The sequence below is a fragment of the Azospirillum sp. 11R-A genome (assembly GCF_049472615.1).
GTDB lineage: Bacteria > Pseudomonadota > Alphaproteobacteria > Azospirillales > Azospirillaceae > Azospirillum > Azospirillum palustre.
Genome location: NZ_JBCEBL010000008.1, coordinates 17,743 through 31,756, shown reverse-complemented (window position 1 = coordinate 31,756; position 14,014 = coordinate 17,743). Strand labels below are relative to the sequence as shown.

10 protein-coding genes are annotated in these 14,014 nt (G+C 72.0%); all 10 read right to left on the bottom strand.

Annotated features, from left to right (window positions below):
* Positions 1–20: 20 nt before the first annotated feature.
* Positions 21–4,271: a type VI secretion protein IcmF/TssM N-terminal domain-containing protein gene (locus tag VH569_RS13580; protein WP_423315811.1), complete on the bottom strand. Its 4,251-nt coding sequence runs from the start codon at positions 4,269–4,271 to the stop codon at positions 21–23.
* Positions 4,272–4,286: 15 nt separating this feature from the next.
* A complete protein-coding gene (locus VH569_RS13575) occupies positions 4,287–5,183 on the bottom strand; it encodes a DotU family type IV/VI secretion system protein (RefSeq protein WP_423315810.1) in 897 nt (298 codons plus the stop codon).
* Between the two features lie 16 nt (positions 5,184–5,199).
* Positions 5,200–6,543 carry a type VI secretion system baseplate subunit TssK gene (tssK, locus tag VH569_RS13570; protein ID WP_377805081.1) on the bottom strand — a complete coding sequence of 448 codons (1,344 nt, stop codon included), beginning with the start codon at positions 6,541–6,543 and terminating at the stop codon, positions 5,200–5,202.
* Positions 6,544–6,570: 27 nt separating this feature from the next.
* On the bottom strand, positions 6,571–7,020 hold the full coding sequence (locus tag VH569_RS13565; protein ID WP_423315809.1) for a hypothetical protein: 450 nt from the start codon (positions 7,018–7,020) through the stop codon (positions 6,571–6,573).
* A complete protein-coding gene (locus VH569_RS13560) occupies positions 7,020–7,817 on the bottom strand; it encodes an SPOR domain-containing protein (protein ID WP_423315808.1) in 798 nt (265 codons plus the stop codon). The genes VH569_RS13565 and VH569_RS13560 overlap by 1 nt, the downstream gene beginning before the upstream one ends.
* A gap of 256 nt (positions 7,818–8,073) precedes the next feature.
* The gene (locus VH569_RS13555; protein ID WP_423315807.1) at positions 8,074–8,631 is read right to left on the bottom strand and encodes an SPOR domain-containing protein; all 558 of its coding nucleotides are present in this window, start codon (positions 8,629–8,631) and stop codon (positions 8,074–8,076) included.
* Positions 8,628–9,227, bottom strand: a complete 600-nt coding sequence (locus VH569_RS13550; protein ID WP_423315806.1) for a lytic transglycosylase domain-containing protein — start codon at positions 9,225–9,227, stop codon at positions 8,628–8,630. Before VH569_RS13550 ends, VH569_RS13555 begins: the two co-directional genes overlap by 4 nt.
* The gene (locus tag VH569_RS13545; RefSeq protein ID WP_423315805.1) at positions 9,224–11,266 is read right to left on the bottom strand and encodes a PP2C family protein-serine/threonine phosphatase; all 2,043 of its coding nucleotides are present in this window, start codon (positions 11,264–11,266) and stop codon (positions 9,224–9,226) included. The genes VH569_RS13550 and VH569_RS13545 overlap by 4 nt, the downstream gene beginning before the upstream one ends.
* Positions 11,263–13,191: a hypothetical protein gene (locus tag VH569_RS13540; RefSeq protein ID WP_423315804.1), complete on the bottom strand. Its 1,929-nt coding sequence runs from the start codon at positions 13,189–13,191 to the stop codon at positions 11,263–11,265. The genes VH569_RS13545 and VH569_RS13540 overlap by 4 nt, the downstream gene beginning before the upstream one ends.
* A gap of 3 nt (positions 13,192–13,194) precedes the next feature.
* On the bottom strand, positions 13,195–13,971 hold the full coding sequence (locus tag VH569_RS13535; protein WP_423315803.1) for a hypothetical protein: 777 nt from the start codon (positions 13,969–13,971) through the stop codon (positions 13,195–13,197).
* Positions 13,972–14,014: the final 43 nt, after the last annotated feature.

Genomic DNA, 14,014 nt, shown 5'->3' with positions numbered 1-14,014 from the left:
GGGATCCGTTCGTTGACACGTCAGTAGACGCGCTGGTTGGCCGGCCGCAGCAGCGGCGGCGTGCCCGGCGGCGCCTGGAGGTCGAAGAAGGCGCGGTCGGTCGGGTTGACCGGCTGACCGCCGAAGCCGGCCGAGGGGAAGCCCGTCAGCCCCGCCGGAGGTGTCCCTGAAGAGCTTGGGGGAAAGTTCGGCGGGAAAGCCGGCGGGAAGCCCGGCCGCGGCATGACGCCGGCCGACGCCAGCAGCGGCGCCAACGACGGAAGCTCGGGCAGCGCGACCTTCTCGTCGCGCGGCGGCTTGCCGTCGGTCACGACGGTCCGCTTGGCGCCAAGCGCCATGAAGACCCGCGTGTCCGGCCGTTTCGCCTCGGGCACGGAGGGCAGGCCCGGCGTGCCGGGACGCAGGGTCGGGCTGAGGGAGACCGGCGCATCGCGTCCGGCCTTGTCCTCGACCTCCCTGCCCTCGCCGTCCCTGGCGGCCGACACGGGCCTGGTCTGCGCCTCGAACAGGAGGACCGTATCGGCGTTGGTGGGCCGGTCGCGCTGCGCGGCATTGTGCTGGCGGACCAGCGCGAACAGCGCCCACGGCCCCTCATAGGCGAAGGTCAGCGTGGCTTCGTCCACGCTGGAGGATGCACCGACGCCGGCGACCGGAACGAGCTTGCCGTCCTTGGCCCAGCGCAGCGACACCACGACGCGGTCGCCGGGGTACCAGCGCAAGGGCGAGCGCGCACCGATGTTGGCGATGGTGCCGGCCGGGGTGGACAGCTTCCACTCGATGATGTTGGTGCCGCCGGCCTCGCGACCACGGTTGACGCGGAAGGTCGGGTCGAGCAGCAGTCCGCCGGACTGGTCGGTGACGGTGGCGGCCGTCAGCGCCGGCTTCGCCAGCGCCATCGTTTCCATGAAGCGCAACGCGTCGTGACCGGCGGTGCCGAGGCGGGTCGAGCGGCGCAACCCCTCGATCACATAGCCCTGGCGGGCATCGAAGGCGTCATAGAAGGCCCGCACCATGGCGACGTCGGCCTGGTTCTCTCCGACCGGACCGAACGGGAAGCGGCCGGCCAGCGAGACGTTGAAGGCGGTCGCAATCTCGGCATAGCCCATATAGACGCGCTGGTCGACCATCAGGCGGCAGCGGTCGGCGATGGACTGCTTCAGCTCGTTCAGGCGGCTGGCGAAGAAATCGCCGGCCTGCGGGTCGAGCTGCGCCTTATCCCAACAGTTGGCGGCGTCGATGGCGGCCACGTCGGTGGTGACGAACTTCTCCAGGGCGGCCAGCGTGCTGTTCGGACGACCGCCCTCATAGCGGTCGAACTCGGCGACGATGCGCGACCATTTGGCCGAGAGACCGGAGGCCGCGCCACCGCCCATGACGGGCTTCTCCAGGATTTCGACCACCGGAGCCGCGACCTCGCGGGTCAGCGCCATCACCTCCTGCCGCGCGTTGCCGAGATAGAGGGCCAGCGCCGTCGGGCTCTGCTGGCCGAACAGCTGGGCGGGAACCAGCGGGCCGTCGATCCAGGCGTTCAGCGACCGCGCATCGGGACGGTAGAGCTGGTCCTCCTCCAGCATGCGGTCGGCCTGGGCGAGCACGGCGTTGGCCTGCCGTGCGACGATGTCGCGGATGGCGTCGGCCGGCGTGGCGAGGCCGATCTGCCGGAAGCTCTGCATCGTCTCGGCCAGCACCGGGAAGGCGAGGCGCAGCGAGCGCGCGGACTCCCGAAGCTGCGTCAGCCCGCCGGCACGGTCGATGGTCCCGCCGGCAGGCGTGCCGGACAGGGCGCGGGCAAGAACCTGTTCGACACCGCGGCGGAGCTGGTGCTGCGCCGCGGCGCGCATCGAGGCGCGCAGGATCTGCGGGGCCTGCGGCACCTCCTTGGCGTCGAACAACAGGTAATCTTCCAGCAGCGGCGGGATCGTTTCCAATGCCGCACGGTCCCAGCCGGCGCGGTTGGTCGGAGCAGCCGCCGTGCCCGACGCCTCGCCGGAGCGCATGAAGCGGCGCGCCGACCAGACCGTGAGGGTCTGGCGGAGGCCTTCGGCCGTGGGCGAGAGACGCGGGGCGCCGTTGGGGCCCTGGACCAGCAGCCGGCCGATCACCGAATCCAGCGACTTTCCGCCCGATCCGGCCTCGTCATAGCGGCGCTGGGCCAACTCCATGATGTCGGCGCGCAGCGACGGGCCGAACAGCTCCGACTTCTCCAGTCGGGTGAGAAGGGTGTCGAACTCGGGCGGCAGCACCGGGCCGTCGGTGCCGATCCAGGCGCCGCGCTCCATGTTCAGGCCGCGCGCGGCCTCGTCCAGGCTTCCCAGCACCTCGGCGTAGGAGGTCGCGGCATCGGCGCCGGTGCGGGCTCCCCCCGCGAGCAGTTCAAGCTCGTTGGCGGCGACCGACAGGCGGGCCACGGCGAGGCCGCTCATGGCGAGTTCGCGCAGATAGGCGTCGGCGAACTGGCGGAAGCGGCGCGTCACGTCGCCGCGATAGGCGGACAGGTCGATCGGCCGCTGCGCGCCGGGGCCGGGGGCCGGGATCGCACCGCCCGACGGCGGCATGTCGACGCTCCAGCCATGCAACCTTGCGGAGAAGCCGCGCGCTCCGGCGGAACCCAGCGAGAATTCCAGCGCCTCGTCGAGCGGCATGTTGGCGTCGCGGGAATCGACGGTGTTGTAGGCCCTGGCCAGTCCTTCGGCGATGCCCACCTCGGCGGCGAAGGCGCGCAGGCGGTCGAACTCGCCGGCACCGATCTGGACGCGGAGCGGGTCGCGGGCCAGCCGGCGCAACCGGTCCTCGGCGACGTCGCGCATGGTCGCCAGCGTCAGCCGGCGATAGCCGACCGCCAGCGCGCGGGACACCTCGTCGGGCACGCCGCTGATCCAGGCGGCCGGCAGCGGGTTGAAGGGCGGATCCTGCGGCAGGGTCGCCATGCCCTGGACGAACCGCGCGGCGGCATCGGCATAGGTCGGCGGCAGCGGCGCGCCGGCCTGATTGGCGGCGCGCTGGTCGGAAAGCTGCTGGAGGTTCGCCGGGATGTCCGACAGGATCGGCACCAGCTGGTCCGACAGCGTGTTCACCCGGTGCACGCCCATCCACAGCAGCAGGATCGCGGCGGCGGAGGCGACGGCGGTGCCGACCGGCCAGGCGTGGCGGCGCAGGGTTCGCGTCGCGGCGAAGGCGCGGGTCGGCTTGGGCAGCCCAGCCTCGGGGAAGATCTTGCGGTTCAGCAGGTCGCGGCCGAAGACGGCGGGCGTCTCCGGCGCCGTCCGGCCGACGAAATACAGGCCGCGGACATACAGGGTTTCCTGATAGGCGGTGCGCTTGAAGGCGGTGCCGAGCATGGCGCGCAGCGCCGCTTCCGTCCCGGTCAGCCGGTCAGTCAGCGCCACGATCTGCGCCCCGTCCTCCCGCGCTGCCGCGCCGAAGACTTCGAGCTGGAGGGCCAGCATGCCGGCGGCGACGGACTGGAGCGCCTCGCCGACGACGTCGGGGGTGAACACCGTCTCCAGCGCGTAGGGCGACGACCAGCCGAGCATGCCGTCGCGCAATGGCTCGGGCAGCGCCTCGGCCAGCAGCGGGAAGCCGGGAATGGCGTCGCAGCCGGTGACCACCACATAGACCGGCAGCGCAAGCCCGAGCGTGCGCTGGATTTCCCACAGGCGGGCGTAAAGCTCGGTGCCGCGCGCCGCGGCGCGGCGGACATCCTCAAGCTCCTCCAGCGGGATGGTCAGGATCACACCGTCGGCCGGCATCATGACGCGATGGCGGGCGAGCTGGTCGAGCACGCCCTTCCACGCCACCCGCGCGTCGTCGATGTCGATCACCACCGCCCGGTCGTAGAAGCGCCAATGGAAGCCGAAGGGCCGGTCCTTGGACTCGACCGGCGGCCGCACCTCCTCGGCGCAGGTCAGCAGGCCGCCGTCGTCACCGGGGACGACGCCGGTCCGCAGGTACCACGGCACGAGATAGACGTTGCGCGACAGGGTTTCGCGATAGGCGGCGAGCCCTTCGCGGAAGAGGCGGCGAAGGTCGCGCCCGCCGACGATGGGCAACGCCGCGGGCACTCCCGGCGTACCGGGCGCCACGGCGGGATCGGCGCTCTCGGGCGCCGGCAGGGCCTTGACCTCCGGCGGCGGCTCGGCCGGCCGGCGGCCGGCGCGCAGCAGGATCACCGCCATGACGGCGATGATGACGAGGACGACCAGCAGAAGCGCTGCGAAGAACCACAGCTGGTTCTGCGCGATGCCCGTCAGGACGGTGCCGAGAATATCCATGGTCCCTCTCCCGGCTCAGCGCGTCACGCGGACGGACGCCTGCATCACCGCGTCCGCCGCACTCGACAGGTTCGCGGTCGTCACCCACCACATCGCCTGACCGACGACCAGCCACGCCCCGGCCAGGGCGGCCAGCACGACCGGCCAGCGCACACCGCGCGCCAGCGTGCGCATCTGCCCGTCGGTCATGGTGTGGGCGTAGGCGGACGGGATCAGCGTGCGCCCGGCCGGCAGCAGGCCGGGGGCAAGCTCGGACTCGCGTCCGGCGATGAATTCGAAAAGGCGGGCGGAGATGCTGCGCAGCTGCACGGCGCCGCCGGGCTCGCGGTAGCGGCCCTTGAAGCCCAGCCCCAGCAGCAGCAGGTAGACCGCGGCGAGCTGCGACAGCCGGCGGTCGTTGCTGGCCAGCAGCGCCTCCATGCGGTCGAAGACGCGCTCGCCGGCAAGCCGGGTGCGGAACAGCGCCTGCTCCAGCAGCGCGGAACGCCAGACCTCCCGCCCATTCCACTCCACGTCGTGGATGAACAGGTCGTCGGCCAGCGCCGCCATGGCGTATTGCGCCTCGCGGTACTGGCTGATCATCAGCTCGGTGCCGGTGCGCGCGACCTGTGCCGCCTGGGCTTCCAGAAAGTCCTGGAGGCGGCGGATGACGATCTCCGCATCGGGTTCGAGGGACAGCGCCGGCGGGGCCGCGCCCATTCCCGGCCGGGTTGCGAAGCCGGCCGGCGCATGCATGGCCGACAGGGCGAGCACGTCCTCGTTCAGGAAGGCCGGCAGGCTTTCGGTCGCCTCCGCCCCGGAACCGGCAGCAGCAGCGGCGGCCGGACGGCCGGCGCGGATCGCCACGCGGTGCTGCTGGATCTCGCGGGCGAAGGCGAGGAAGTGATCGACCAGATCCCGGCGATGAAGCATCGTGCCAATCCTCAGCTCAGGCCGTGACGAACAGCGTGATCTCGGCGGGCCGGAAGCGGCTGCCGATGCTGTCGGGGTTCCAGATTTCCAGCCGCTCGCCGGGAACGATGTAGCGGGGGTCCACCACCACCTCGAACGGCACGACGCCGCGCGGTGCGGCGACGCCGGATTCGCCGCTGTCGTCGAGCGCGATGCGGTCGGCGCCCTTCACCCGCAGGCCGGAGAGCGTCTCCAGCTTGGAATGGGAGGCGACGATGCAGTTCTCCATCCAGGCCGCGACCTCGCCCACGGTCGCGGCGGCCGGGCCGCGCACGCCGATGACCAGACGGCCCTTCAGCCAGGCCTCCTCCATCACCAGACCGAACATCCCGGCCTCGAAGGTGAAGGGGATGCGGGCGACGCCCTCCTTGACGCGGTCGATCATGCGCAGGATGAAGTCGCGAACCTCGCCATAGGCCGACATCGGGTCGTCGTGGTCGTAGCGCGACAGCTTGGCCGGCACCGCGCCGTTGGCAAAGGCCGAGAGATGGCCGGCCAGCGTGCACAGCGACAGATAGACGTCGAAGGGATGGCAGACGCCGACGGCGAGCTGCGCCTCCAGCGGCGGCAGTCCGGTGACGAGGCTGCGGATTTCCGTGCGGGCCGCGTCGGCCAGTTCGGTCGCGGCGTTGCCGGTGCCGACGCCGGAGCGTTCGGCCAGGAACAGCGCCTTCTCGCGCACGCGCCGCACGATCTCGCCGCCCAGGCGGCCGAGCGCCGAGTTGGCGGTCACCGACAGCGTCGGCGGCACGAAGTCGGTCAGCACGAAGGCGTCGTTGCGGAACGTCGCCTGGGCCACCGGCATCGACACGAATTTCTGCGGCGGCTTCTGGTTCGGACCGGTGGTGGCGAACAGCCCCAGCCGCGGGCGCAGGCGGGCGATGGCCACCTCCTCGCCGCCGTTGAGGTCGGGGACCGGGCGCCCCTCCACCGAGAGGAAGCGGGAGATCTCGCCGGGACCGGGGGCCCGGTCCGCCAGCGCCTGCGGGATGACCAGATGGATGGTGATCTGCGTCTGGCCGACCGGGTCGGCATAGGCGGAGATGTCCACCTCCAGCGGCTCGGTGCTGTCGCCGGCATGATGGACGATCAGCCCGTCGGGCATGATCGCCTCCAGCTCGCGGATGCGCACCAGACCGGACACCAGATTGACGCGGTCCACCTGGAAATGCACGACGCCCCAGTGGAAGGGACGGGCATGGCCGGCGTGGTAGGTCAGCAGCCGCTCGTTGCGCAGCGCCTGCTGCTGGAAATGCTGCGGGGCCAGCAGCATGCCGTCGTGCCAGGCGATGGCCTCGGGAATGTCGCGTGCCTCGGTCATGCCGGCCTCCGGTGAATGGCGGAAACGTCAGGGAGCAAGTTCGACATCCTTGTCGCCGACGGAAAGGGAAAGCGTGCGCGTGTCTGGCGCGCGCAGGCGGTGCGGTCCGGGGGTGGCGTAGTTGGCGTAGACGAGGATCGCCCAGGCCGCCTCGCGGTCCGACGGAAGCTGGGCGTCGAGCTTCTGGCCGGGCACCAGTTCCCAGCTCGCGATGTCCAGGGTCGAGGGATGGTCGCGCCGGTACTGCTCGCGCTTGGCGAACCAGTCGGCGGCGGTGAGGGCGGTGAGCTGATCGACCAGCGCCTTGTCGCGGATCGACACCACGTCGATGGCGACCGGCGTGCTGTCGTTGGCGGCGGGTGCCACGGTGAACGACACGATGTTCAGCCAGGCCGCCGGCTTGTCGGCACAGGCGCCGAGAAGCAGAAGAAAGGCCAGGGGGATGGCGAGGGCAGCATGGGAACGTCGAAGGGACATCAGGACCGTCCTCCCGGCTCGGCAAGGGTGACGACGGTTCCGGCGACGCCGCTGGACCGCTTGATGGCGTCCGCGGCGGCGGTCGCCTCGTCGGTGGTGGCGAAACGGCCGCTGCGCACGGCATAGGGCGTCGTGGCCCCGCCGTCGGGCGCATAGGACACGGCGGCGGAGACGCCCCGCTGGCCGGCGGCATCGGCGAAGCTCTCGGCATTGGCCTGGTTGGCGAAGCGGCCCAGCTCGACCGCGAAGCTGCGGACGGGGGCCGGGTCGCCCGCCTTCGCCCCTTGCCCCCCTTGCCCTGGCCCCTGCCCGGATACCTGATCGAGCCCGTTGAAGAGACGCTCCTCGACGCTGTTCTCGACGCCGTAGGACAGCTTGCTGCGCGCCTGGAAGGAGGCGCGGTTCACCGACTTGGCCATCGGAGCGGCCATCCAGGAGGGAAGGAAGCGGCCGGCGGCGGCGAGCGTGCCGTGGGCGACCGGGTCGAGCACTGACTCCGCCACGCCCGAGACGGTGTCCGCGGCGCGGTCGGCGGTGGCCTTGACCGCCTGTTCGGTCTCGAAGCGGCGCGAGATGGCGCTCATGCCGACGGTGTCGGCGACGCCGGCAAACCGCCCGTCGCCGGCCGGGGCGGCGCCCGGCGCGGCACCGGGGCCGGCGGCGACCTGCGTGGCCGGCCCCGGCCCCATCGTCGCCACGGCGATCCCGACGCCCAGCAGCACGGCGACAACCATGAGCACGACAACGCCGATGGCCAGCCCGGCCACCTGTCCCCGCCCCAGCGTAATCGTCGTCATCGCCATCGCATCCCGAGCGAAATCCTGTTCCGAGAGCCCGTCGGCCCGGATCGTGGCAATTGAAGCATCAAGCCGCCGGAATCACGCCCTCTGTCTGGTTCGTTCTGGCGTAGTCCGCAGGGGTGGACGGGACGCTGTCCCGAAGGCCTATTTCCGGCATGGGCGAAAGTCCGCATCCCATGCGTTTCCGCGGGGTTGAGGCATACATCCAATGTGGAGCATTCAACTTCCGCGGCAGATCGCGGACGGCCGCCGGTCACGGCGGGGCGGCAGCAGCGGCAGGGGATGTCTCGCCGACCACCACGCCGCCGATCCCCGCGACCCGCTCATACTCCGGCCGGCGGGCTTCGGCCTGCCACAGGTCGGCGAAGCTGCCGGCGCGCACGCGCAGCCAGGGCCGTCCGCCGGCGTCGAGCGTCTCGACGATGGACACGGGCAGACCGCGCTCCTGCATCACGCCGGCAAAGGCCTTCGCATTGTCGGGAGAGCGGAAGACACCCAGTTCGACGGCGTAGACCGTGCCGCCCTTGGCCGTTGCCGCCGCGGGCCTCACCGGGATGTCGGGCGGTGGGGTTTCCCCCGGTGCGCCCTTCGCATCCTTGGCATCCTTCCCGTCCGCGGTCTTCGCTTCGGCCGGGGCACCGGCAGGAGCGATGCCGTTGGCCGCCCCTGCGGCACCTCCTGCCGGCGCCGGAGCGTCCTTGGCGGCTTGGGCGGTGACACCCGGAAGCCCGCCGCCGGCCAGATAATAACCGCCGCCGAACGCCACCACCAACAGCAGCAGGACCAGCACGGCGAGGAGGATCTTCTTCATCGCCCCTCCGCCGAGACGGTCCGGGCAGCGGCGCACAGACCGTCCATCGCCGAGGTCTCGCGCTGGTAGCCGAGACGGACCCGCCAGCCCAGCACCCGGCACAGGTAGATGTCCTGCGCCTGGGTGTTGCCGGCGCCGGCATGGTAACGGCGCACCGCCTCGGTCCAGGAGCCATGGCGGTCGTAGAGCAGGCGCAGGAAGGCCGCCGCATAGGCGACATTGGTCGCCGGGTCCAGAATGTCTTCTCCGAAGCGGAAGGCGCGCGCGTGCCAGCGCGTGTGCACCTGCATGCAGCCGACCGCCATGTCGAGGCGCAGCGACCCCGCCCCGTCGCCCATCAGCGCCAGCGCCTCGCCACGGCTCGCCGGAAAAGCCGGGGCGCCGCCCAGGTTGAGCGCCCAGGGCCAGGTTGCGCCGCCGCGGCCGGACTCGGTCATGCCGATGGCGTGCAGGATGCCGGTGGGGATGCCATAGGCCGCCTCGTTCGCTGCGAAATAGCTCTCGCACGGGTGTTGCGCCCGCGCGGCCCCGGGGAAAGCGAGCAGCACGAAAAGGGCGAGCGCCGCCGCGGCTCGTGCACGCAGGCCGGCCGTCATGCCCGCACCCGAACGGCGAGGCAGGTGCGGTCGCGCGCCATCGGAACGGTGCGGCCGCCGGCATGCTCGAACAGCGCCGCCTGCACGGCGGCGACCGTGCTGTCGGCCGAAAGATCGTCGAGGCCGCTCAGCACCTCGCCCATGTGGGTGCGGCCGAACGGCACGTCGAACCGGTTGGTGCCGTCGAGCAGCCCCGAGCCGCACAGAACCAGCGTGCTCGGCACCGGCAGGTCGAACGCGGTCTCGGCGACCGTCAGGCCGGCATCCAGCCCAAGCGGCGGGTTCTCCGCCACCGGCAGATCGACGACGTCGCCGAGGCGGCGGGCCAGGAACGGGGCCGGCACGCCGGCACCGGCGAAGACGAAGCGGCGATTGCGCAGGGTCACCACGCCCATCGCCAGCCCGATCCGCAGCCCCGCCGCATTGTCGGCGGCGAGCAGGCGGTTGGCTCCGGTCAGGCAGGCCCCCGGACCGAGCCCGGCGGAGGCCAGCGCGCGCACGGCGGTGCGGGCGGTCACCGTCATGAAGCCGCCGGCCAGACCGCCACCCGATACCTGGCCCAGCAGGACCACCAGCGTGTCGTCGTCGGCCAGGAAGAAGTCGTAGAAGCTCCCGTCGAACTCCGCCGCCGGCAGCAGCAGGCCGGCCGCCGCCAGATCGGGGCGGGCCGGCAGGCCGGCCGGCAGGATCGCCTCCTGCATGCGGCGGGCGATCTCGAACTGCTTTTGCAGTTCCACCAGTTCGGTCTTGGTGTCGAGCGAGGTTTGAAGCTGCACGACCATGCCGTCCAGGGCGGCGTGCTGGCTGCGCACGCGCTCGGCCATCACCTCGAAGGCGACCGCCAGACCGCCCGCCCCGTCACCACCCGCCCCGTCGCCGCGGCCGGTGACGGACTCGATGCGGTCCAGATCCCCCAGCAACTCCACCCGGCCCTGGTCGGGCAGGGTCTCGGCCATGCGCAGCATCTGCTTGCGGATGAAGGACTGCTGACGCAGCCAATGGCGGCCACGCCGCGCCTCGGCATCCTGCAGGGCGCGGCTGCGGTTGCGGAACACCTCCACCGTGCGGGCGAGCCGGCCCGCCTCGTCGTTGCGCTCGGCCCCAAGCACCGCCACGTTGGTGTTGCCGTCGGCCAGCGCCGACAGCGCGGAAAGCGATGCGTGGATCGGCGCCAGGGAGCGGCGGAAAAACCACTCCAGCCCGAACAGGCTGGCCGCCAGCACGGTCATCAGCACCAGGATGGCGCTGGTGTCGAACAGGCTGGTCGCCATGTCCTCCAGCGTGGATTCACGCGCCACGACCAGCGCCAGCGTGTTGCCGCCGGCAGGATCGGCGAGGCGAAGGGTGCGGACCTCGAAGCTGCGGCCGGATCGGTGGACCCTGGCGTGGTCCCCGCCGCCGCCACCCAGGGACGGCTGGATGTCCTCCCACGGCAGGGCCCCGGCGCGGTCATAAAGCGCGCCGTTGCCGTCGACCAGATAGGCCGAGCCGCCGAGGACGCGGGCAAGGACCGTGAGGCTCGGCTGCACGGTGCGCAGCGCAAGGACGACGCGGTCGGCCGGCCGGGCCTCGCCGAAGGGGGTTGCCACCATGTGCTGCACGGCGCCGCCGACGACGACGAGGCCGGTGTAGGCATCGTTCTGCGCCAGCACCTGGGCGACCCGCCGCTCGTCGATGAGACGCATGTCGGTCGGCGCCGGCACCGATATCAGCGGCTGCCCGACGCTGTTGACCAGCGCCGCCGAGGAAAAGCCGAGCAGCGGCAGCCGGGCCGCCGCGGCCTGGCCGTTGTTGCGGTCCATCGCCGCGACCAGCAGCGGGTCGGCCGCCGCCCGCTGCATGACGACGGCCTCCTCCTCCATCAGGCTTTCCCAAAGCCGCTGGGCGACACGGGTTTCCTCCGCCACACGGCGTTCCGCGGTGCGGTCGCCCCACAGCACGGAGAACAGGACCGCCGTGGCGAGCACCGCAAGCACCGCACCGGCGGCGAAGACGAACATCCGCCCGCCCAGACCGGCTCCCATAATGCCCATTCTCATGCCGCCGCACTCCCCTCCGCCGCGGCGGCCGGCACGGTCCGGCGGTCCAGCAGGACGCGCCGCAGCGCAAGCGCGATGGGCGGCAGCAGGGCAACCGTCACCACCAGCCCGGCCGAGGCCGCGACGACGCCGGCATTGCCACCGAGCAGCAGCGGCAGCCCCATTCCGGCCAGAAGCGCCATCGCTCCGCGCAGCGCGACCAGACCGCCATTCTCGCCGCCCGCCGCCAGCGCGGCATGCCCGGCACCGAGTGCCGCGGCGACGGCCAGCGCCGTACCCGGCCCGGCCGCGGCCGCCCCCAACGCCAACGCGCCGGCCGCCAGGGCGGTGGCGGACAAGGACAGCAGCACGGCGGCCGCCGGCCGGGGCGAGAGCGCCACCACCGCAATCGCCGCCAGCCACGCGGCACCGCCGTGGAACCAGATGAACTCCGCGCCCTGGCGGACACCGGGGGTGCCGGCCACCTGCGGCATGGCGGCGTAGGTCAGGGCAAGGCCGGTGACCAGCCACAGCGCCCAGCCCTTCGGCGCGGGCCGTCCGCCGCTCCACCAACGGTCGAGGGTGAAGATCTGGCGCAGAATCAGGGGAACCCGGCGCGCCGATGCGACGCGTTCCACGCGCAGGGCGACCAGCAGGCCGATGGCGGCCGACAGGGCGCCGATGCCCATGACCGGTCCGGTGCCGATGCTCGCGGTGCACAGGATGGAAATTCCCGCCCCGGCGACCAGCCCCCCGGTGGCCGACACCCCGAGATCGGCGCCGAGCGTGTCGAGGATCGGGCGGATGGTCTGGACCGACAGGCCGGCGCCGATGCCGCCCAGGACCGCCGCGGCGAGCAGCAGGTCGCGGCCGGGGTCCGACAGGGTGGTCACGCCCCAGGCCACCAGCGCGGCAAGCGTCACCGCCAGCCCGTACCGCCCGACGACGCGGGCGAAGGGGGCCGCGAGCGCGACGCCCAGCGCCGTCGCCGCCAGGGCGGTGTCGAGGGGCAGGCGCTGGGCGGCGACGCCGGCAAGGATGGACAGCGCCACCGCAGCGAAGAAGACGACGGCATGCGGCAGCGGATTGCCCGCAACGGGCGGCAGCGCCGCGAGCCGGTCGGGCGAGAAGCGGCCCAGCCGCTCGATGCGGGCGATCAGCGGCTCGACCTCCGCCGCCGCATCCGGATTGAAGCTGAGGTCGCGCACCTCGGTAAGGTAGGCGTGCGCGCGGGCGAAGCGGTCGTTGACGCCGATCACCAGCCGGTTCATTTCCGCCAGCAGGCCGCCGATCAGGCTTTGGTCCACCGGCGGAGCGATCCGGTCATAGACGCGCCGGGCCACCACCGCGTCGAGCCCGCTGGCATAGCCGAGCGGAGCGACCAGCTGCGTGTGCACGAGCATACGAAGAAGCAGAGACCCGCCCGTCAGCGCGATGGTCAGCGCCACCGCGAAATCGATGAGGATGCGCCGGGTGTTCGCCGGCTGCGCCAGAGCCTTCCGGCCGAGGATCACCTCGCCGGACTGCGTCGCCCCGGTCCGCAGGGGATAGCGCTGCACCGACAGGTGGAAAGCCGACCAGTCGGTCTCGGCAGCGGACAGGCGCGCCGACAGGTCCGGCCGACCGGTGGTCGCCTTCTGGAACAGCGTCTTCCCATCGGCATCGGCAATCAGCACCAGCTCGATCTCGGGAACGATGTCGGAGAGTTCCTCCAGGTAATCGTCCATGCCGGCCAGACGGTTGAGCGGCAGCCCGAGGCCGAGCGCCTTTTCAAGGTCCTGCACCAGGGCCTGGCCGACGATGTCGGTGCGCGTCGCCGTGCCGCGGTCGGCCAGATTGGCGGCGCCGACCAGCGCCGCCGCCAGTGTGGCGATCCACGGAATGACGACGACCGCGACCAGCAGGGGCACGAAGCGGCGGACGGGGTGCTCGGATCCAAACAGCATTGGTTATGCTCCCGACGTGCCGCGGGGTGGCGCATCGTCGATGCGCGCCGCCTGTTCCTCGGCCTGCTCCAGACCGTGCAGGACCACGCAGAGAGCCTGCCCCGCCGGACGCGTCTCGGCGTTGGCGGGCTCCGCCCCCATCAGCCTCTGGCACTGCGCGTCATAGAACGCCTTTAGCTTCAAAACGGAACGATGGGTCTCCCCGACCAGCAGACGGGTGCCCAACGCCGCCAGCACGGCGACCAGGATCAGGAACACGAGGGTGACCGTCGCCGTCTCGCGCAGCGCCGTCAGCACCTCGACCCGCGCATCCTCCTGCGCCGCATGGCCGAGAATGGCGCCGCCCACCGCCCCCAGGGCATCGAGCACCGGCACGCCGATGACCATGCCGTCGCGCCCCTCGTGGCTCCACGGGTCCGCCGGAGCGGCTGCAACGATGCCGATCCACGAGGCCGGAACCGTCGCGCCGACCATTTCCCGCGCGGTGCTGAAAAGCACCGTGCCGCGCGCGTCGACGACATGCAGCGCCACGCCGCTGCCGACCCCGGTCGCCAGTTCGATGCGGCGCTGGAGATCGGTCTGGTGGGCCAGCGGAATTCCGATGGTGGCGCGTTCCGCCGCGGCCGCGGCGACGCGGTTCGTCAACGCCGAAAGCCGCGCGGCGATCTCGCTGGTGTGAGCCTCGGCCACCGCGTTGTGGAAGGCGAACAGGGTGAAGACCTGACCGCCGACCGCGCAGAGCCACAGGACGAATGCAAGGCGCCCGAAACCGAAGAGCATGGCTGGCCTCCTGGTTCGGCTATAGCCGGATTCCGGCGCCGGA

Bases quoted from the DNA above. Each gene is read 5' to 3' on its own strand.
- VH569_RS13560 (WP_423315808.1), bottom strand. From the start codon at position 7,817: ATGACGACGATTACGCTGGGGCGGGGACAGGTGGCCGGGCTGGCCATC.
- VH569_RS13580 (WP_423315811.1), bottom strand. From the start codon at position 4,271: ATGGATATTCTCGGCACCGTCCTGACGGGCATCGCGCAGAACCAGCTG.
- VH569_RS13545 (WP_423315805.1), bottom strand. From the start codon at position 11,266: ATGAGAATGGGCATTATGGGAGCCGGTCTGGGCGGGCGGATGTTCGTC.
- tssK (WP_377805081.1), bottom strand. From the start codon at position 6,543: ATGACCGAGGCACGCGACATTCCCGAGGCCATCGCCTGGCACGACGGC.
- VH569_RS13535 (WP_423315803.1), bottom strand. From the start codon at position 13,971: ATGCTCTTCGGTTTCGGGCGCCTTGCATTCGTCCTGTGGCTCTGCGCG.
- VH569_RS13555 (WP_423315807.1), bottom strand. From the start codon at position 8,631: ATGAAGAAGATCCTCCTCGCCGTGCTGGTCCTGCTGCTGTTGGTGGTG.
- VH569_RS13575 (WP_423315810.1), bottom strand. From the start codon at position 5,183: ATGCTTCATCGCCGGGATCTGGTCGATCACTTCCTCGCCTTCGCCCGC.
- VH569_RS13540 (WP_423315804.1), bottom strand. From the start codon at position 13,191: ATGCTGTTTGGATCCGAGCACCCCGTCCGCCGCTTCGTGCCCCTGCTG.
- VH569_RS13550 (WP_423315806.1), bottom strand. From the start codon at position 9,227: ATGACGGCCGGCCTGCGTGCACGAGCCGCGGCGGCGCTCGCCCTTTTC.
- VH569_RS13565 (WP_423315809.1), bottom strand. From the start codon at position 7,020: ATGTCCCTTCGACGTTCCCATGCTGCCCTCGCCATCCCCCTGGCCTTT.